The 18,410-nt window shown below is 75.6% G+C and carries 19 protein-coding genes and 1 riboswitch; of the genes, 6 read left to right on the top strand and 13 right to left on the bottom strand.

All coding sequences use genetic code 11. The features are described from left to right. Positions 1 to 248: 248 nt before the first annotated feature. Positions 249 to 905, bottom strand: coding sequence for a C40 family peptidase (locus AS188_RS06640; protein WP_058858193.1), 657 nt, complete (start codon positions 903 to 905; stop codon positions 249 to 251). Between the two features lie 7 nt (positions 906 to 912). Further along, positions 913 to 1,064: riboswitch (cyclic di-AMP (ydaO/yuaA leader) on the bottom strand. Between the two features lie 414 nt (positions 1,065 to 1,478). Next, positions 1,479 to 2,165, bottom strand: a complete 687-nt coding sequence (locus AS188_RS06635) for a metal-dependent transcriptional regulator (RefSeq protein WP_058858192.1) — start codon at positions 2,163 to 2,165, stop codon at positions 1,479 to 1,481. A 237-nt stretch (positions 2,166 to 2,402) separates the two neighbouring features. Here AS188_RS06635 and serC point away from each other — a divergent pair, with 237 nt between their 5' ends. Next, positions 2,403 to 3,536 (top strand): phosphoserine transaminase, encoded by a 1,134-nt coding sequence (gene serC / locus AS188_RS06630; RefSeq protein WP_058858191.1) that lies wholly within the window; start codon positions 2,403 to 2,405, stop codon positions 3,534 to 3,536. On the opposite strand, the gene AS188_RS06625 is transcribed toward serC, so the two are convergent. The 3 genes from AS188_RS06625 to AS188_RS06615 all read right to left on the bottom strand — a co-directional run bounded on the left by AS188_RS06625 (position 3,533) and on the right by AS188_RS06615 (position 6,307). After that, positions 3,533 to 4,705, bottom strand: coding sequence for an MFS transporter (locus AS188_RS06625; protein ID WP_236945071.1), 1,173 nt, complete (start codon positions 4,703 to 4,705; stop codon positions 3,533 to 3,535). The two genes, serC and AS188_RS06625, sit on opposite strands and share 4 nt — an antisense overlap. Positions 4,706 to 4,806: 101 nt before the next feature. Then, positions 4,807 to 5,877, bottom strand: a complete 1,071-nt coding sequence (locus tag AS188_RS17410) for a DUF3027 domain-containing protein (RefSeq protein ID WP_058858190.1) — start codon at positions 5,875 to 5,877, stop codon at positions 4,807 to 4,809. A 46-nt stretch (positions 5,878 to 5,923) separates the two neighbouring features. Further along, positions 5,924 to 6,307 (bottom strand): cold-shock protein, encoded by a 384-nt coding sequence (locus AS188_RS06615; protein ID WP_058858189.1) that lies wholly within the window; start codon positions 6,305 to 6,307, stop codon positions 5,924 to 5,926. 194 nt (positions 6,308 to 6,501) lie between these two features. Here AS188_RS06615 and AS188_RS06610 point away from each other — a divergent pair, with 194 nt between their 5' ends. The 3 genes from AS188_RS06610 to AS188_RS06600 all read left to right on the top strand — a co-directional run bounded on the left by AS188_RS06610 (position 6,502) and on the right by AS188_RS06600 (position 9,009). Beyond that, positions 6,502 to 6,738, top strand: coding sequence for a hypothetical protein (locus AS188_RS06610; protein ID WP_058858188.1), 237 nt, complete (start codon positions 6,502 to 6,504; stop codon positions 6,736 to 6,738). A gap of 79 nt (positions 6,739 to 6,817) precedes the next feature. Beyond that, on the top strand, positions 6,818 to 7,531 hold the full coding sequence (locus AS188_RS06605; RefSeq protein WP_058858187.1) for a response regulator transcription factor: 714 nt from the start codon (positions 6,818 to 6,820) through the stop codon (positions 7,529 to 7,531). An 11-nt stretch (positions 7,532 to 7,542) separates the two neighbouring features. Next, entirely contained in the window at positions 7,543 to 9,009 is a 1,467-nt protein-coding gene (locus AS188_RS06600) for a sensor histidine kinase (protein ID WP_180814732.1), read from the top strand. 10 nt (positions 9,010 to 9,019) lie between these two features. Here AS188_RS06600 and AS188_RS06595 read toward each other — a convergent pair whose 3' ends face one another. The 7 genes from AS188_RS06595 to AS188_RS06565 form a co-directional block, all read right to left on the bottom strand. Next, on the bottom strand, positions 9,020 to 9,994 hold the full coding sequence (locus tag AS188_RS06595; protein WP_058858186.1) for an RNase H family protein: 975 nt from the start codon (positions 9,992 to 9,994) through the stop codon (positions 9,020 to 9,022). A gap of 44 nt (positions 9,995 to 10,038) precedes the next feature. Beyond that, positions 10,039 to 10,746 carry an MgtC/SapB family protein gene (locus tag AS188_RS06590; RefSeq protein WP_058858185.1) on the bottom strand — a complete coding sequence of 236 codons (708 nt, stop codon included), beginning with the start codon at positions 10,744 to 10,746 and terminating at the stop codon, positions 10,039 to 10,041. Between the two features lie 162 nt (positions 10,747 to 10,908). Next, positions 10,909 to 12,540 (bottom strand): chaperonin GroEL, encoded by a 1,632-nt coding sequence (gene groL / locus AS188_RS06585; RefSeq protein ID WP_058858184.1) that lies wholly within the window; start codon positions 12,538 to 12,540, stop codon positions 10,909 to 10,911. Between the two features lie 252 nt (positions 12,541 to 12,792). Then, positions 12,793 to 13,437, bottom strand: coding sequence for a GNAT family N-acetyltransferase (locus AS188_RS06580; protein ID WP_058858183.1), 645 nt, complete (start codon positions 13,435 to 13,437; stop codon positions 12,793 to 12,795). Positions 13,438 to 13,485: 48 nt separating this feature from the next. Further along, complete coding sequence (locus AS188_RS06575) at positions 13,486 to 13,716, bottom strand: hypothetical protein (RefSeq protein ID WP_058858182.1); 231 nt, start codon at positions 13,714 to 13,716, stop codon at positions 13,486 to 13,488. Then, the gene (locus AS188_RS17770) at positions 13,713 to 14,072 is read right to left on the bottom strand and encodes a DUF3263 domain-containing protein (RefSeq protein WP_058858181.1); all 360 of its coding nucleotides are present in this window, start codon (positions 14,070 to 14,072) and stop codon (positions 13,713 to 13,715) included. The genes AS188_RS06575 and AS188_RS17770 overlap by 4 nt, the downstream gene beginning before the upstream one ends. Then, positions 14,069 to 14,770: an SDR family oxidoreductase gene (locus AS188_RS06565; protein ID WP_058858180.1), complete on the bottom strand. Its 702-nt coding sequence runs from the start codon at positions 14,768 to 14,770 to the stop codon at positions 14,069 to 14,071. The genes AS188_RS17770 and AS188_RS06565 overlap by 4 nt, the downstream gene beginning before the upstream one ends. A gap of 91 nt (positions 14,771 to 14,861) precedes the next feature. On the opposite strand from AS188_RS06565, the gene AS188_RS06560 reads away from it, so the two are divergent. Together AS188_RS06560 and AS188_RS06555 are read left to right on the top strand one after the other, a co-directional pair. Beyond that, positions 14,862 to 15,539: a uracil-DNA glycosylase gene (locus AS188_RS06560; protein WP_083529295.1), complete on the top strand. Its 678-nt coding sequence runs from the start codon at positions 14,862 to 14,864 to the stop codon at positions 15,537 to 15,539. A gap of 27 nt (positions 15,540 to 15,566) precedes the next feature. Beyond that, entirely contained in the window at positions 15,567 to 16,388 is an 822-nt protein-coding gene (locus AS188_RS06555; RefSeq protein WP_058858179.1) for a siderophore-interacting protein, read from the top strand. A 15-nt stretch (positions 16,389 to 16,403) separates the two neighbouring features. Here the strand turns inward: AS188_RS06555 and AS188_RS06550 are convergent, their stop codons facing one another. Then, positions 16,404 to 18,365, bottom strand: coding sequence for a threonine/serine exporter family protein (locus tag AS188_RS06550; RefSeq protein WP_058858178.1), 1,962 nt, complete (start codon positions 18,363 to 18,365; stop codon positions 16,404 to 16,406). Positions 18,366 to 18,410: the final 45 nt, after the last annotated feature.

Below are 18,410 nucleotides of genomic sequence, written 5' to 3'. Positions count from 1 at the left end.
AGCTTTCTGCCGGGGGTGGGCCCGCACCGGCCGGGCGCACGGCAGGGCACCCCGCGGATGCGGCGCGGGGTGCTGCGGCGTGGCGCGGGCGGCGGTCCGGGATCGCGGAGGCCGCCCGTGGCGGGCGAGCGGAGGGGGTGTCCGGGAGAGCGGACGGGGTGGACCGGAGGAGGGGCACGGTCCGGGGTCCGCCGGGGCGGACGGGCGCCGTCCGGGACGGTCAGGACCGTCCCGGGCGGCGGGCCGGGTCAGCCGACGCGGTAGTACCCGTCGACCGGCATGGCGTTGACGGAGTGGATCTGGGTGCCCTGCGTCGGGTTGAGGGCGGAGATCATCTTGCCGCCGCCGATGTAGATGCCGACGTGGGCGCCGCCGTTCTGGGAGACCAGGTCACCGGGCTGCGGGGAGGCGACCGGGGTGGAGGCGGCGAACTGCGACCAGGTGGTGCGGGGCAGGTCGACGCCCTGCTGGGCGAAGACCCACTGGGTGAAGCCGGAGCAGTCCCAGGCGCCGAAGGCGGTGCCGCCGTAGACGTAGCCGGAGCCGAGGCCCTGCATCGCGGTGCCCACGATGCCGCCGGAGGAGGCGGTGGAGGCGATCTCGACGGTGTCGTTCGACTGCACGGCCAGGCCTGCGGACGGCGCGGCGGGGGCCGGGGCGGGAGCCGGGGTCGCGGCAGGGGCCTCGTAGATGTAGGAGGTCTGCGCGGCCAGCGACGAGGAGGCCGGGGTGGCGTAGACGGCACCGGCGCCGCTCGAGGCGGCGGGCACCTCGGCGTAGGCCTGGGCCGGGGCCACGGAGCCCAGGACGGCCGCGCCGGCGGCGGCGGCGATGGTGGTGTTGCGCACGGCGTGCGACGCGGTGGCGGCACGGTGGCGGGCAGAGTTCTGCTTGAAGAAAGCCATGGGTGTGTGTTCCTCCCTTTGCCTACGAGGTGAGCTGTCGGGTTCGGGTGGGAGACACCCGGTCGCGGGGCGCGGACGCCCCTGCGGCTTAACCCCAAGGACCCGGACGGACCGGGACCGGAAAGTGGTTCCCCCGCTTCTGCCAAGCAGTTTCTGTGTTTCGGACCCCGGGCACCGGCAGAATTCGGCGATGTGCTCCGTGGGGCGCCGATCCGACCAGTGATCGGCACGCGTTGAACAGTACATGACCTATTACGGAAGTGTCACGTTTTGATCACGACGGATCACGGATTGGCAACCTCGGGCGTCCGGATCGGGGCGTTCCGTGCCGCCGGAGCGTCTCGGCCGGCTGGACGTCCGTCCGGTGCAGTGCGGCTCCGCGGCCCGGAATCCCGGGCCCGACCTGCGGCTGCGCGCTGCCGGTGGCACCCCGGACGTGATCCGGACGATGGTCGCTTGTGAAAGTCCACACACCGTGCCGTCGGAGCCCTCCCGGGCCCCGGTCGAGGACCTGCCGGCCGGGGCGCGGACGGGGCCGCCGGCCGGGCGGGGCGGACGGCGGGGCCGGGCCGCTCAGGCGGTGACGCGGATGGCCTGGGCGGTGCGGGGGTCCAGCTCGGCGGCGCGGCCGGTGGCCGGCACCTCGACGAGGACGCGGCCGGACTCCTCGCGGACCGTCACGCGCGCCCCGGTGAGCAGGCCCGTGTCGCTGAGCAGCCGCAGCAGCTCGGCGTCCGCCTGCACGACCTCCGGCAGCAGCGCCACCGTGTGCAGGGCCCCGGGGTCCTGGCGGGCGGCGTCGAGCAGCGTCCGCTCGGGCCCGGGGGCCGGGGCGTCCTCGATCCCCAGCCCCGCGAGCCCGGGGATCGGCGTGCCGTAGGGGGAGAACCGCGGACCCTCGAGCAGGTCCACGATGCGGCGCTCGACCTGCTCGCTCATCACGTGCTCCCACCGGCAGGCCTCGTCGTGCACCTGTGCCAGGTCGAGGCCGATGACGTCGGCCAGCAGCCGCTCGGCGAGCCGGTGCTTGCGCATCACCTGCACGGCGCGCTCGCGGCCGGGGCCGGTGAGCATGAGGGAGCGGTCGGGGGAGACCGTGAGCAGGCCGTCGCGCTCCATCCGGGCGACCGTCTGGGAGACCGTGGGGCCGGAGTGGCCGAGGCGCTCCACGATGCGCGCGCGCATCGGGCGGATCCCCTCCTCCTCGAGCTCGAGGACGGTCCGCAGGTACATCTCGGTCGTGTCGATCAGGTCGCTCATGGGGTGGTTGTCCTTCCGCCGGCCGGCCGCACCGGGGATCCTGCCCGGGCCGGTTGTCCAGCACGAGCTTAGTCTCCGCGGCCGCGGCTCCCGTCCCGTCCCGGCCCCGGTGGCCCTCGCCCGGGGCCCGGGGCGTGACGGGTGGGGCAGAATGGTCCGGTGACCCCGGCCCGCCGGCCCTCCCGCCGGCCGGAGCCGGCACGCCGTCCCCGCCGCACGCACCCGAGGGAGTCCTCCTTGCCCGCCACCGTCACGATCCCCCAGCACCTGCTCCCGGCCGACGGGCGGTTCGGGGCCGGTCCCTCGAAGGTCCGCCCCGAGCAGGTCGAGGCCGTCCGGCGGGCCGGCGAGCGCCTGCTGGGCACCTCGCACCGCCAGGCCCCCGTGCGGGCGCTGGTCGGGTCCGTGCGGGAGGGACTGGCGCAGTTCCTGCGCCTGCCGGAGGGCTACGAGGTGCTCCTGGGTCTGGGCGGGGCGACCGCGTTCTGGGACGCGGCCGCGTTCGGGCTCGTGGAGCGCAGGGCCCAGCACCTGGTGTTCGGGGAGTTCGGGGCGAAGTTCGCCCAGGCCACCGGCCGGGCGCCGTTCCTGGCGGGCTCGACCGTCCTGGAGGCGGCCCCGGGCACCCGCTCCCGGCCCCGCGCCGAGGAGGGCGTGGACGTCCACGCGTGGCCGCAGAACGAGACCTCCACGGGCGTGGCCGCCCCGGTGGTGCGCCCCGAGGGGGCGGCCGATGACGCCCTGGTGCTCGTGGACGCGACCTCGGCCGCGGGCGGCACGGCCGTGGACCTGGCCGAGACGGACGTCTACTACTTCTCCCCGCAGAAGAACCTCGGTTCCGACGGCGGGCTGTGGCTGGGGACCTTCTCCCCCGCCGCGGTCGAGCGGATCGAGCGGATCGACGCCTCGGACCGGTGGATCCCGGACTTCCTGCGCCTGGGCACGGCCCTGGAGAACTCGCGCAAGGACCAGACCTACAACACCCCGGCCCTGGCGACCCTGGTGATGCTCGACGAGCAGCTGCGCTGGCTCAACGACCGCGGGGGGATGGACTGGGCGGCGGCGCGCACCGCGGAGTCCTCCGGCCGGGTCTACGCCTGGGCGGAGGACTCGGCCTTCGCGACGCCGTTCGTGGCGCACCCGGAGGAGCGCTCCACGGTCGTGACGACCGTGGACCTCGACGCGTCCGTGGACGCCGCGGCCGTGGCCGCCGTGCTGCGCGCCCACGGGGTGGTCGACGTCGACCCCTACCGCAAGCTCGGGCGCAACCAGCTGCGGATCGCGACGTTCGTGGCGATCGAGCCGGACGACGTCTCGGCGCTGCTGGCGTGCGTCGACCACGTGGTCGGGCAGCTCGGCGCCGGTTCCTAGGCCGGCGCGCCCGGCCCGGCGCCCGTACGGCCGGACCGCAGCCGGAGCAGGAAGAGCAGGCCCACGGCCGCGCCGCCGGCCCCGGCCGCCACGGCCGCGCCCATCCCCCAGCGCGGGCCCAGGGCGTCGGTCAGCCACCCGACCAGCGGGGCCCCGAGCGGGGTGCCGCCCATGAAGATCGCCATGTAGAGGCTCATCACGCGCCCGCGCATCACCGGCGAGGTGGTCGACTGCACGTAGGCGTTGGCGGTGGTCATGACCGTCAGCGACGCCAGCCCGCACGGCACCAGCCACAGTGCGAACAGGGGCAGGGTCGGGGCCGTCGCAGCACCCAGGCAGGCGAGCCCGAAGGCCGCGCTGCCGCCGAAGACGTAGCGCAGCCGCGCCCGCCGGCGCCGCGCCGACAGGAGCGCCCCCGCGACCGTCCCGAGCGCCAGCACCGAGTTGAGCGCCCCGAACACCTCGGAGCCGCGGCCGAACTCCGGTCCGGCCATGGCCGCGAGGAAGACGGCGAAGTTCATCCCGAAGGTGCCGAGGAGGAAGATCGCCACGAGCACGGCCACGATGTCGGGGCGCCCGGCCACATAGGCCAGGCCCTCCCGGATCTGGCCCCGGCCCCGGCCGCTGCGGGGCATGGGGCGCAGCTCGTCGACGCGGATGACCAGGATCGCGGCGAGCATCGCCCCGAAGGTCACGGTGTTGAGCAGGAACACCCAGCCGGTGCCCACGGCGGCCACGAGCACGCCGGCCACGGCCGGGCCGACCAGCCGCGCCGAGTTGAACGACGTCGAGTTCAGCGCGACCGCGTTGGAGAGGTGCTCGTCGTCGACCAGCTCGGAGACGAAGGTCTGCCGGACGGGGGCGTCGACGGTCGTCGCGACGCCGAGGGCGAGGGCGAAGACGTAGACGATCTCGAGGGTCACCGCGCCCGAGAGCACGAGCACCCCGAGGGCGGCCGCGAGCGCGGCCATGGCCGTCTGCGTGCACAGCAGCAGCCGACGGCGGTCGAGCCGGTCGGCGAGCACGCCGGCCCACGGGGCCAGGAGCAGCTGCGGGAGGAACTGCAGGGCTGTGACCACGCCGATGGCCGAGGCGTCGTGGTCGGTCAGCCCGTCGAAGACGAGCCAGGACTGGGCGGTGCGCTGCATCCACGTGCCGATGTTGGACACGAGGGCGCCGAGGAACCACGTCCGGTAGTTGCGGAAGCGGAAGGAGCGGAAGACCCCGCCCGCCGGCTCGCGGGCGGGTCCGCCGGCGGGGGCCGGCTCGGTCAGGACGGCTCGCCGGCGGGCGGGTGCGCGTCCGCGCCGGCGGTGCCCTGCGGGGCGGGCGGCGGCCCGGCGTCGGGCTCGTCCGTGGCCGAGGCGGCGGCGGTCTCCGCCGCGGGGTCGGCGGCCGGGCCCGCCGGGGGCTCCGCCGTGGCGTCGTCGAGCTCGTCCCCGGCGTCGTCCTCCTGCGCCGCCCGCGCCTTCTCCTCGGGGCTGACCCGCTCGGACCAGGGGACCCACTCGGGGGCCAGGAGCGCGTCCCGGCCCGGGAGCAGGCCGAGCTCGCAGACCGTCACCGTGCGGCTGCGCGGGGCGCGGGCGAGGGTCGCGTACCAGTTCCAGCCGCGGTAGCCCGGCAGGGTGCACTCGAACAGGTGCGTCACGAGGCGGTCCTCCTCGACGCGCACGCCGTGACCCTCACCGACCTGGTCGTCGTCGGCGATCCCCGCCACGGCCTCGCGGGCGGTCGTGCGCGCCTCGACGAGCAGCGGGTCCGGGCGCGGGGCCCGGCGGCGCCGGGGCGGCCGGGCCGCCGGGGCCTCCGCGGTCGCGAGGGCGTCCGCGGTCGCCGGGGCCTCCGCGGTCCCGGGGGCGTCCGCGGTCCCGGGGGCACCGGAGCGGTCGGGGTCGCTCGTGCCGGCTGCGCCCTCCGCCGCGGAGGCGCCCTCCGGCACGGGGGCCCCGTCCCCGGCGGCGGGCTGGACGGCCGCCGGCGCACCGGTCTCCGGGGCCTCCGGGGCGGCGGGCTCGGCGGCCGCCGGCGCACCGGTCTCCGGGGCCGCCGGCGCACCGGTCTCCGGGGCCGCCGGCGCACCGGTCTCCGGGGCCTCCGGGGCGGCGGGCTCGGCGGCCGCCGGCGCACCGGCCCGCGGGGCCTCCGGGGTCTCCGGAAGCCCCGGGGCGGGGGGCTCGGCGGCCGGCGGCGCACCGGCCCCGGGGGCCGCCCCGGCGCGGTCGGCGCCCGCCGGGGCGGTCTCCCCGGCGGGGGCGCCCCCCGGTCGGGTCTGCCCGGCGGGGGCGTCCCCGACGGCGTCCTCCGGTGCGGCGCTGTGCTGCTCGGTCTCCTGGCTCACGGCTTCTCTCCCTGGGGGTGGGCGGACGGTCTCGGCGGGGTGCGGCTCAGACGTCCAGGTTGTCGGCCACGGTGCGCAGGATCGTGGCGATCTTGCGGCCGTGGGCGGAGTCCGGGTAGCGGCCGCGGCGCAGGCCGTTGGACATCCCGTCCAGCAGCTTGATGAGGTCCTCGGTGATGACGGCCATCTCCTCGGCGGGCTTGCGCACGTTGCGGGCCACCGACGGCGTGCGCTCCAGCAGGCGCACGGACAGCGCCTGCGCGCCCCGCCGGCCCTGGGCCACGCCGAACTCCATCCGGGTGCCCGGCTTCACCGTGCTCACCCCGGCCGGCAGCGCGGAGGAGGGCAGGAAGACCTCCTGGCCGTCGTCGGTCGCCAGGAAGCCGAAGCCCTTGTTGGAATCGAACCACTTGACCTTGCCGGTGGGCACGCTGTCTCCTCGTTATCGTCGCGCTCTCGCGCCGTCGCGGGAAGGGTGGCCCGGCGGTTCCGCCGCACCACCCGTGGAACCTCTCATCCTAGCCCGCCGGGCCCGCCGCGGTGCGCCCGCGCTCCCGGCGGCCGCGGACCGTGCCGGGGACCGCCGGGAGCCGGTCGGGCGGCGCCCCCGGTATCCTGGAGGGCATGCCTGCTCCCGAGGACCGCCCCGCGACCACCGCCCGCCCCGACGTCCTCGCCCTGGGCGCGGTCGTGCTCGGGCTGGTCTGCGCACTGTGCCTGGCGCTGCTGCTGGTGCTCGAGGCCGCCGGCGCCGACCCCTGGGACGGGCTGACCGTCATCCCCTGGTTCGCGTTCCCGGTGGCGTTCCTGCTCCTGTGCGCCTCCCTGGTGCGCGCGCTGCGCCACCGGCGCCGCGCCTGAGGCCGGTCCCGGGCGGGCACACCGGCGCCGCCCGCGGCCCGTTCAGCGGGTTTTCAGCCTGCTCGGAGAAAATGGGGGCGTGAAGAACGAGACCCCCGAAGCGAAACTGCTCGTCGTCGACGACGAGCCCAACATCCTGGAGCTGCTGGCCACGTCCCTGCGCTTCGCCGGCTTCGAGGTGGTCACCGCCGCCAACGGCCGTGACGCCCTCGCGAAGGCGGAGACGGAGCACCCGGACCTCGCGGTGCTCGACGTCATGCTCCCCGACCTGGACGGCTTCACCGTCACCCGCCGGCTGCGCGCCGCGGGGCGGCACTTCCCCGTGCTGTTCCTCACCGCCAAGGACGAGACCGAGGACAAGGTCACCGGCCTGACGGTCGGCGGCGACGACTACGTCACGAAGCCGTTCAGCCTCGACGAGGTCGTGGCCCGCATCCGCGCCGTCCTGCGCCGCACCCAGCCGGCCGAGGAGGACGACTCGCGCCTGCGCGTGGACGACCTCGTCCTCGACGACGACGCCCACGAGGTCTTCCGCGGCGACCGCGAGATCGACCTGTCCCCCACCGAGTTCAAGCTCCTGCGCTACCTGATGCTCAACCCCAACCGGGTGCTGTCCAAGGCGCAGATCCTCGACCACGTGTGGGAGTACGACTTCAACGGCGACGCCTCGATCGTGGAGTCCTACATCTCCTACCTGCGCCGCAAGATCGACAACGACCCGGAGCTGCCGCCGCTGATCCACACCAAGCGCGGCGTGGGCTACCTGCTGCGCTCCGCCCAGCGGAACCACTGATCCGGGCGCGCGTGGAGGGCCTCTCCGCCCGGTGGCGCTCGGCGTCGCTGCGCTCGCAGCTGATGGTCCTCACGGGCCTGCTGCTGGCGCTGTCGGTGCTGGTCACCAGCTTCGTGGCGATCTCGGTGCTGCGCACCACCCTGGTGGACACCATCGACCGCGAGCTCGAGGGCTCCATCAGCTCCGTGTCCACGGTGCTGATCGCCGGGCTGCAGGGCGAGCCGGTCGGCCAGGTGCCCCACGCCGGGTACCTGCTCGACGCCGACGGCGGGCTGCTGCTGGCCGCCGAGACCACCGGCGACGGCGAGATCGACCACCGCCCGGACCTCTCGGGCGTGGACCTCGACTACGTCCAGGAGCACCCCTTCGAGCCGACGACCGTCGGCTCGGTGGACGCCCCGGAGCGGACCTGGCGGGTGCTCGTGGCCAAGCCGCGGGAGCTCGACGTGGTCGTGGCCGTCGCCGAGCCCCTCGGCCCCACCAACACGCTGATCAGCGCCGTCACCCTGCTCACCCTCAGCTTCGGCACCGCGACGCTGTTCGCGGCCCTGGCCGTGGGCTGGGTGCTCGTCACCCGGGCATTCGCGCCGCTGCGGCAGGTCGAGCAGACCGCGGCGCGCATCGCCGAGGGCGACCTCTCCCAGCGCGTGGAGGGCCACCACCCCCAGACGGAGATCGGCCAGCTCTCGGCCTCCCTCAACGCGATGCTCGGCCACATCGAGGACGCCTTCGACGCCCGCACCCGCTCGGAGGCCAAGCTGCGCCGCTTCGTGGCCGACGCCTCCCACGAGCTGCGCACCCCGCTGGTGACGATCCGCGGCTACTCGGAGCTCTACCGGCACGGCGCCCTGCAGGACCCGGAGGCCGTGGGCGGCGCGATGTCGAGGATCGAGTCGGAGGCCAAGCGGATGACCCAGCTCGTCGAGGACCTGCTGATGCTCGCCCGCCTCGACGAGCGGCGCCCCGGTGAGAACACCGACGTGGACCTGCTGCACCTGGCCTTCGACGCCGCCGGGGACGCCCGCGCCTCGGCGCCGCAGCGGCCCGTGGCGGTCGTGGGTCTCGAGGGGCCGGCCCCGTCCTCGGCGTGGGTGCACGGGGACGAGTCGCGGCTGCGCCAGGTCGTGGCCAACCTCGTCACCAACGCCCTGCGCTACACCCCCGAGGGCAGCCCCGTGGAGCTCGCGGTCGGCACGGAGCCGTCGGTGGACGGCACCTCCTCGGCGGTGCTGCAGGTGCGCGACCACGGCCCGGGCATCCACGGCGCGGACGCCGAGCGGGTGTTCGAGCGCTTCTACCGCGCCGACTCCTCCCGCACCCGCGAGACCGGCGGCACCGGCCTGGGGCTGTCGATCGTCGCCGCGATCGTCCAGCAGCACGACGGCACCGTGCGCCTGGGCGAGACCCCCGGCGGCGGGGCGACCATGACGGTGCGGATCCCGGCGGTCGAGCCCGCCGACGACGCCCCGGAGATCTGAGCCGGCCTGGTCAGGACTCCCAGGTCGCCTGGGCGAAGCGCAGCTGCCAGGGCCCGAGCTCGGTGCGCGAGTCCTCCCGCACCCACAGCGACCCGCGCAGGCTCGTGCGGTCCCCGGCGGTGAGCCGGTGGACGACGTGCACGGCCGCCGGGCCCAGCTCGACGGCCGAGAGCACGTGGGCGTCCACCGGGCCGAGACCCGGCTCCCGGGCGGCCCGGTCGAGGACCTGCGCCCGGGAGCACCAGTCGCCGGAGGCCCCGATCTCGGTGAACTCCTCGTGCAGCAGCGCCCCCAGCCGGCCGGGGTCCGCGCGCACGTCGCGGCGCAGCAGCTCCCGCTCCAGCTCCTGCACGGTGTCCACCGCGCTGCGGCCCCGGGCCAGCTCCGCCTCGTGGGCGGCCAGCTCGGCCAGCAGGTCGGGGTCGTGGTGCTCGTCGTCGTCGGCCCCCGGTGCGGCCCCCGACGGGGCGGGGGCGGACGCCGGGGCGGCCGGTTCAGGGGCGGCGCCCACGGGCGCGGCCCCGGCGAAGCCGGGGCCCTCGGGGGCCGGCCGGCCGGACTGGAAGGCCGTGGCCACCGCGCGGGCGCGCTGGTCGGCGGCCTCGTTGAGCGCGTGCCCGGCGTGGCCCTTGACCCACTCGAAGCGCACGTCCCGGCCCTGCATCGCGGCGTCGAGGGCCTTCATGAGCTCCACGTTGAGGACCGGCTTGCCGTCCTTCTTGGTCCAGCCCTTCTTCTTCCAGCCGGGCATCCACTTCGTGATCGAGTTGATGACGTACTGGCTGTCGCACAGCACCCGCAGCGGCTCGTCGGCGCGGTGTGCGGTGGACTCCAGCAGGTCGAGGACGGCCTTGAGCTCGCCCATGTTGTTCGTCCCGTGGGGCCAGCCGCCCGCGCGCCAGGTGTTCTCGTCGATGTACCAGGCCCAGCCCGCGGGCCCGGGGTTGCCCAGGGCGGAGCCGTCGGCGGCAGCAGTGATGGTCATGGTCCCCATCCTTCCACGGGGCCCGGACCCGGCAGGACGGGGCCTCACCAGGCGTCGTCCTGGTCCACGTGCTCCTGGGCGACGTGGCGGACGCCGGGGACCCGGGAGAGCTGCTCGGCGGCCGTGCCGAGGTCCGTGCGGCCCTCGAGGCGCAGCAGGACCTCGACCTCGGGGTCCTCGGGGCTGCCGGTGCTGCGGGTCGAGACCACGGAGGCGGTGAGCTCCATCTCCCGGACCGCCTCGAGCACGTCGCGCAGCACCCCGCGCCCGTCCTCGTAGCGCAGCCGCAGCGCCCGGGGCCCGAGCAGGCGCGGCAGCCGCCGGGACAGCGGGGTCAGCAGGAGCGCCGAGACGAGGTGCAGGGCGGTCGCGGCGGCCGCGAGGGGGACCAGCCCGGCGCCGCAGGCCATCCCCACGGCGGCCGAGAGCCACACGCTGGCGGCGGTGGTCAGGCCGTGGACGACGTCCCGGTTGGTGAAGATCACCCCCGCGCCCAGGAAGCCGATGCCCGTGACGACCTGCGCGGCCACGCGGGAGGGGTCGGGCCCGGCGTCGATCCCGGGCAGGGGCGCGAAGCCGTAGGCGGAGACCAGGGTGAACACGGCCGAGCCGGTGCCGACCAGGGCGTGGGTGCGTAGCCCGGCGCTCTTGCGCCGCAGCCGCCGCTCGAGGCCGATGAGCGCCGTGAGCCCGAAGGCCGCGGCCACGAGGGTGATCTGCAGCGGGACCGGGCCCCAGTCGACGGCGTCCACGGCACCTCCTCCGGCGGGTGGTCCCTCGATTGAACACCACGGCGGGCGCCCGCGGAACGTCCGGAGCGGGCGGGGACGACGACGGGCCGGGCGCCCCCTCGCGAGAAGGGGGTGCCCGGCCCGTGCCGGTGGCGCCTCAGGCGCCCGACGGGGATCCGTCGATCACATCATGCCGCCCATGCCGCCCATGGCGTCCTCGCCGCCGGCACCGGCGCCCGCGGGCTCCGGCTTGTCGGCGACGACGGCCTCGGTGGTCAGGAACAGCCCGGCGATGGACGCCGCGTTCTGCAGGGCTGAACGGGTGACCTTGACCGGGTCGGCGACGCCGGCGGCCATGAGGTCCTCGTACTCGCCCGTGGCGGCGTTGAGGCCGTGGCCCTGGGCCAGCCCGCGGACCTTGTCGACCACGACGCCGGCCTCGAGGCCCGCGTTGAGGGCGATCTGCTTCAGCGGGGCGTCGATGGCGACCTTGACGATGTTGGCGCCGGTGGCCTCGTCGCCGGTGAGCTGCAGCTTCTCGAAGGCCTTCTGGCCGGCCTGGATCAGGGCCACGCCGCCGCCGGCGACGATGCCCTCCTCGACGGCCGCCTTCGCGTTGCGCACGGCGTCCTCGATGCGGTGCTTGCGCTCCTTGAGCTCGACCTCGGTCGCGGCACCGGCCTTGAGCACGGCCACGCCGCCGGCCAGCTTGGCCAGGCGCTCCTGCAGCTTCTCGCGGTCGTAGTCCGAGTCGGAGTTGGCGATCTCGGCGCGGATCTGGGCCACGCGGCCCTCGATCTCCTCGGCGGTGCCGGCGCCGTCGACGATGGTGGTCTCGTCCTTGGTCACGACGACCTTGCGGGCCTGGCCGAGCAGGTCGAGGGTGGCGGTCTCGAGGGAGAGGCCGACCTCCTCGGTGATGACCTGGCCGCCGGTGAGGATCGCGATGTCGGCCAGCTGGGCCTTGCGGCGGTCGCCGAAGCCCGGGGCCTTGACGGCCACGGACTTGATGGAGCCGCGCATCTTGTTGAGCACCAGCAGGGCCAGGGCCTCGCCCTCGACGTCCTCGGCGATGATCAGCAGCGGCTTGCCGGCCTGCATGACCTTCTCCAGGACGGGGACCAGGTCCTTGACGGCGGAGATCTTGGAGTTCACGACGAGGACGTAGGGGTCCTCGAGGACGGCCTCCTGGCGGTCCGCGTCGGTGACGAAGTAGCCGGAGAGGTAGCCCTTGTCGAAGCGCATGCCCTCGGTCAGCTCGAGCTCCAGCCCGAAGGTGTTGGACTCCTCGACCGTGATCACGCCCTCCTTGCCGACCTTCTCCATCGCCTGGGCGATGAGGCGGCCGATCTCGGCGTCGCCGGCGGAGATGGACGCGGTGGCGGCGATCTGGTCCTCGGTCTCGACCTCCTTGGCGGAGGTGAGCAGCTCCTCGGTGACGGCCTCGACGGCCTTCTCGATCCCGCGCTTGAGGCTCAGGGGGTCGGCGCCCGCGGCGACGTTGCGCAGGCCCTCCTTGACGAGCGCCTGGGCCAGGACGGTCGCGGTGGTGGTGCCGTCACCGGCGACGTCGTCGGTCTTCTTGGCGACCTCCTTGACGAGCTCGGCGCCGATCTTCTCGTAGGGGTCCTCGAGCTCGATCTCCTTGGCGATGGACACGCCGTCGTTGGTGATCGTCGGGGCGCCCCAGGCCTTCTCGAGCACGACGTTGCGGCCGCGCGGGCCGAGGGTGACCTTGACGGCGTCGGCGAGGGTGTTCAGGCCGCGCTCGAGACCGCGGCGGGCCTCTTCGTCGAAAGCAATCATCTTTGCCATGGAACTTCGTCCCTCCTGGACGGTAGACAAACGGTCGGCCTCCACGGTGCCCGCGACGGACGGCGCGTGCGGCACCGGTCTCTTCCCGGGGCCGCACGCCACCTCACCGTGGTGGCTGAGTTCCCACTCGCGCGCCCGTGACGCCGGGTCCGGCCCGGGGACCGGGTCCGCTGGCAGTCCACGCGACTGAGTGCTAATCGCAATCTTGGCACTCGTCCGGGGAGAGTGCAAACCCCATTGAGCCCTCCGGGCTCAGGTGTCGCCCGGGGAGGGCGACGACGCCGCGCCGGCCCCGCCCGGCCCCTGCCACTCCTCCCGGAGGACGCCGAAGAAGAGCCGGTCGTGGAACTGCCCGGCGACCTTGCGGGCGCGGCGGAAGCGGGCCTCCTCGGTGAGGCCGAGCTTGCGCGCGACCCGGCACATGCCCTCGTTGCCGGTCCACGTCTCGAGGTCGAGCCGGTGGGAGTCCGAGCGGGCGAAGAGGTGGTCGATCCACAGCCGCAGGGCCTCGGTGCCCCAGCCGCCGCGCCAGTGCTCCGGGGAGTAGATCGTGATCCCCAGCGAGCGCAGCGGCAGCAGGTGGGTGCCGGTGCCGGGGTCCTCCGTGGGCTTCTCGGTCCAGTACCAGGAGACCTGCCCGATGAACCGGTCGTCGCGGGCGTCGGCCACGACCATGGTCTCGCGCGGGTCCGGCCAGTCGGCCTGTTCGACGTGCCCGCGCAGCACCGTCAGCCAGCGCTGCGCGGACTCGGCGGTGAAGTTGGGGTAGAAGGGCCCGTCGGTGCGCTGCCACGCGTGCTCGCCGCCGTCCTCCGGGGGCACGATCCAGGCCTCGTAGGCGGCCAGGTCCGCCTCGGTCCAGTCCCGCAGGCGCACTCTCTCGCCGTCGATTCGCACAGGTCGGTCCTCTCGTGGGGCGGGTGGGGCGGCTGCCGCGGCCCGGGGTCAGGGCGCGGCGGGGCCGGTGGCGGCGGGACGGGGCACGCCGGGCCCGGCGGCGCCGAGTCCGGGCCCGGCCGCCCACGCGCCGACCCCGAGGGTCAGGGCCCCGGCGAGCACGATCGCGGTGAGCTCCCCGGCCCCGACCCGGGCGGCGGCCGGCTCCGCGCGGTGCGCGCCCTGGCGCGGACCGCCCTCGGGGACGTCGTCGAACTCGTCGCGGGCGGGCACGCTCATCCGGCGTCCCCCCGCTGCCGGCGCAGCCGCGTCACGAGCATGGGGTCGTGGGCGAGCGCGGCCCGGCTGTCGAGCAGCACGTTGAGCCGCTGGTAGTAGCGGGTGGGCGAGAGGTTCAGCCGGCGCCGGATCTCCATCTCCTTGGCGCCCTGGTACTTCCACTGCAGGTTCTCCAGGGCGAGGATCTGCCGGTCGAGCTCGTCCAGGCCCTCCGCCCCGCCGGCGCCCTGCTCCTCGTCCGGGCGCCCGTCCGCGGCGGGGTGCTCCTCCGCGCCGGGAGGCTCCTCCGGGCCGGCGTGCTCGTGCGGGTCCGGGGCCTCCCCCGGACCCGCGGGCCCTGGCCGCTGCCCGCTCACCGCTGCTCGGACCGGGGGCGGACCGAGACCGTGGTCAGCTGCGCGTCCTCGCCGGCGTCCACGACGGCGCGCACCGCGGCGGCCACCGACTCCGGGCGCAGGTAGCGCTCGGGCTCGTAGGGGTTGCCGAGCCCGGCCTGGATCTCCTGCTGCATCTGCGTGTCCACGGGGCCGGGGTGCACGGAGGAGACGCGCACCCCGTCGGCGGCGACCTCCTGGCGCAGGGAGTCGGCCAGGGCGCGCAGGGCGTGCTTGGAGGCGGCGTAGACGGCGTCGCCGGCGCGGGCGGTGAGCCCGGAGCCCGAGTTGACGAACACGACCGTCCCGCGCGCCGCCCGCAGGCCCGGCAGCAGCTGCCGGGTGAGCTCGGCGGGGGCGACGACGTTGAGCTCGAGCTGCTCCCGCCACTGCGCGGGGGTCGCGGCCTCGACGGTCGTGCGCCCTGCGACGGCCGCCGAGTGGACGAGCACGTCGACGCGGTCCAGCCCGGCCAGCGCCTGCGGCAGGGCCTCGAGGTCGGTCAGCTCCACGGCGCGGGCGCGCACGTGCGGCAGGGCCGCCAGCTCGGCCAGCAGCTGCGGGTCGCGGCCGAGGGCCACGACGTCGTGGTCGCGGGCGAGGTCGGCCGCGCACGCGCGGCCGATGCCGCGGGTGGCTCCGGTGACCACCGCGACGGGACGGGGATCGGATGCGCTCATGGTCCCACTCTAACCAGTGCCCTCCGCCCGGGCCCGCGCCGGGCGGGGCCTAGAGTGGTGCCCGTCCGCACGCCGAGCCTGAGGAGGACCCGTGGGCGAGCCGCAGCCGCTGGAGCAGATCATGGCCGAGGACTGGGCCGAGGCCCTCGCCCCGGTCGAGCCCGCGATCCGGCGGATGGGCCGGTTCCTGCGGGAGGAGCACGCCGCCGGGCACCGCACCCTGCCCGAGGGGCCCGCCGTGCTGCGGGCCTTCCAGGAGCCGCTGGCCGGTGTCCGGGTCCTCGTGGTGGGCCAGGACCCCTACCCCACCCCGGGCCACGCGATGGGGCTGTCCTTCTCCGTGCAGCCGCACGTGCGGCCGCTGCCGAAGTCCCTGCGCAACATCTACCGGGAGCTGCACGACGACGTGGGGGTCGTCCCGCCCGAGCACGGGGACCTCTCCGCCTGGTCCCGCCAGGGCGTGATGCTGCTCAACCGGGTGCTCACCGTGCGGGCCGGGGCCCCGGCCTCCCACCGGGGCAAGGGCTGGGAGGAGGTCACCGAGCGGGCCGTGAAGGTGCTCGCGGAGCGCGGGGGTCCGCTCGTGGCCGTGCTGTGGGGCAACGACGCCCGGTCGACCGGCACGTGGCTCGGGGACTGCCCGCGGGTCGAGTCCGCCCACCCCTCGCCGCTGTCCGCCTCGCGGGGGTTCTTCGGCTCGCGGCCCTTCTCCCGTGCCAACGCGCTGCTGCAGGAGCAGGGGGCGGAGCCGGTGGACTGGCGGCTGTGAGCCGCGCGGCTGGCTAGGCTGGGCGCCATGACGACTCCTCCCCCGGCCCGGCCGCGCCGTCCCCAGCTCAACCTCACCGTCCGGGAGCGCCGGCAGCTGTCCCCCTCGATGGTCCGGGTGGTCCTGGGCGTCGACGAGCCGGAGCGCTACGAGGACGTGGTGCCCCCGGAGAAGTACGTCAAGCTCGTCTTCCTCGACCCCGCCGTCGACCACGGCCCCGACCCCGACTACTGGGCGCTCAAGGAGTCGCTGCCGCCCGAGCACCGGCCCGTGACCCGGCACCTGACGATCCGCCGCTGGATCCCCGAGCGCGCCGAGCTGTGGATGGACTTCGTCCTGCACGGGGACACCGGCCACGCCGGGCCGTGGGCGGCCCGCGCCGAGCCGGGGCAGCGGATCATCGCCCTGGGCCCCGGCGGGACGTGGGTCCCCGACCCGCAGGCGCGGTGGACGCTGGTCGCCGCGGACGACGCCGCGCTCCCCGCCGCGCTGGCCGTGCTGGAGTTCCTGCCCGCCACCGCCCGGGGCGAGGCGGTCCTGGAGGTCGGCTCGCGCGCCGACGTGCTGCCCGTGACGGGCCCGGCCGGGGTCGCCGTGCGCTGGGTGCTCCGCGAGGAGGGCGGCTCCCTGCCCGAGGCGGTGCACGCGGCCGGGTGGCCGGAGGACACCGCGGGCGTGCAGGCCTTCGCCCACGGGGAGCGGGAGGCCATGAAGGCCCTGCGCCGGGAGCTGCTCGAGGTCCGCGGGCTGGACCGCTCGCAGGTCTCGCTGTCCGGGTACTGGGCGCGCGGGCGCACCGAGGACGTCTTCCAGGCCGAGAAGAAGCTGCCGGTCGGCCGGATCCTCTAGGGCCCGCCGGCCGCCTCAGCGGCGGCGGTTGCGCCGCGCGCCGGTGCCGTTGAGGTGGCCCACGAAGGGGCGCATGAGGTACTTGCCGAGCACCACGCCCGAGGCCAGGGCCACGATGGTGGCCATCGCGTTGACCAGGCCCACGATGCCGGGACCGTAGGACTCGGTCTCCACGGTGACGGTGTACAGGCCGCGGAAGATCGACAGGCCGGGCAGCAGGAACGTCAGCGCGGGGATCGCCACGACCAGCTGCGGGACCCGGTGCCAGGCCGCCAGCACGGTCGCCACGCACCCGGTCGTGACGGCGGCGACCGCCGTGTCCAGCCGCACGCCCAGCCCCAGCCAGGTCCCGGAGTGGTAGACGAGCAGGCCGGCCAGGCCCGCGAGCACGGAGGAGAGCACGTGCTGCGGCTTGGCCTGCATGGTCACCGCGAGCAGGCCGGTGGCCAGGAGCATGAACACCGTGTTGACCACGGGGTGGACGGCCGAGAACGCGTTCTGCGCGACGTCCACCGGCGGCATCCCCAGGTAGCCGGCCAGCGAGACGCCGCCGGCGATGCCCACGACGAGGCCCAGGAACGCCATCGCCGTGGACAGCAGGCGGCCGGCGGCCGTGACGGGGAAGCCGTTGATCGCGTCCTGCATCGTGGAGACCATGCGGGTGGTGGGCAGCATGAGGATGATCCCGCCCGCGATGACCAGGGCCGGGGACAGGTCCACCCCGGCCCCGGACAGCAGCAGCGCCACCACCGTGACGATCCCGGACTGGGCGGCCTGGGAGAAGAACTCGGGGATGCGCCAGACCGCCAGCCGGGTCGCCACGGCCTGGGCGAGGATCCACGCCGCCCCGGCCACGGCGGCGCCCGTGAGGCCGCCGCCGATCCCGACGATCAGCGCCATGATCGCGGCGACGGTCGCGGTGGAGACCATCCACCGCGGGTAGGGCTTGGGCTTGGCGTTGATCTCGGCCAGCCGTCGCTCGGCCTCCGCGCGGGGGGTCTCGCCGTCGGCGATCTGCGCGACGAGCTGGTGGGTCTCCCCCAGCCCGGCGTAGTTGTCCGTCCAGGAGCGCACCACGCGCATCACGGTGTGGGTGTAGGTCTCCGGGTCGTTGAGCACGTCCTCGCGCGTGCGGGGGGCCCGGTCGTCGCGGTCGGCGCCGTCGTCGGCGATGTAGTTGATCGTCACGGACTGGTTGGTGATGTCCACCTCGAGGTTCTCGACCCCGTAGGTGGCGCACACGGCGACGATCGCGTTCTCGACGTCGAGGGCGTCGGCGCCGTAGTGGAACATCGTCTCCGCCAGGCGCAGGGCGAAGTTCAGCGTGCGCCGGGCCTCGCGGTCCGTGGTGGACTCCCCGAAGCGGCGCAGGTGGGCGAAGGGCGAGACGCTCAGCCGCTCCACGGCGCGCATGGGCGCGGTGGGCGCGGACTCCCCCTGCAGGATCGAGCGCAGCCGGGCCCGCCCGCCCGGCCGGGCCGGGTGCGCGCGGGTGGCGGGGTAGGCCCCGCGCTGCATCCGGTCGGCGCTCTTGCCCGGCTCCGGGACCGGCCCGATCGTGGTGGTCTCGGGCCGCGAGACGGGCCCGGCCACGCTCCGGCGGCGGCGCCGGGGCGGGGCGGCCTGGGGGGCGGTGCTCGCCGCCGAGAGCGGCTGCGCCGTCCCGGGGGCGCCGGCCGGCCCGCCGTGGGCCCGGATCTGCTCCGCGCTGAGCACGGGCAGCGCCTGCGGCGCGAGGGGGACGACGTCGAGGGTCGTGGTCTCCGCCCGGCGGCGGGCCTGCAGCGCCTGGGCCTCGGTGGGCCGGACCGGGGCGGGGACGGTGCCGCCGCGCTCGCCGGGGCGGGCGAAGCCGGTGAGGGCCGTGTCCCCGCCGGGGCCGAAGGGCTCGACGGCGTAGGGCTCGGGCTCCTCCCCCGCGCCCGACGAGGGGTAGGCGGCGAACGGGCGCAGGGGGGTGCGCGGGTCGGTCGTCACGCGGTGGTCCTCCTTCCGGGGCGCGGGAGAGCCGGGTGCGGCCGG

The sequence above is a fragment of the Kocuria flava genome (assembly GCF_001482365.1).
GTDB classification, from domain to species: domain Bacteria; phylum Actinomycetota; class Actinomycetes; order Actinomycetales; family Micrococcaceae; genus Kocuria; species Kocuria flava.
The sequence above is the reverse complement of the archived record's forward strand: the minus strand, read 5'-3'. Positions and strand labels throughout refer to the sequence as shown.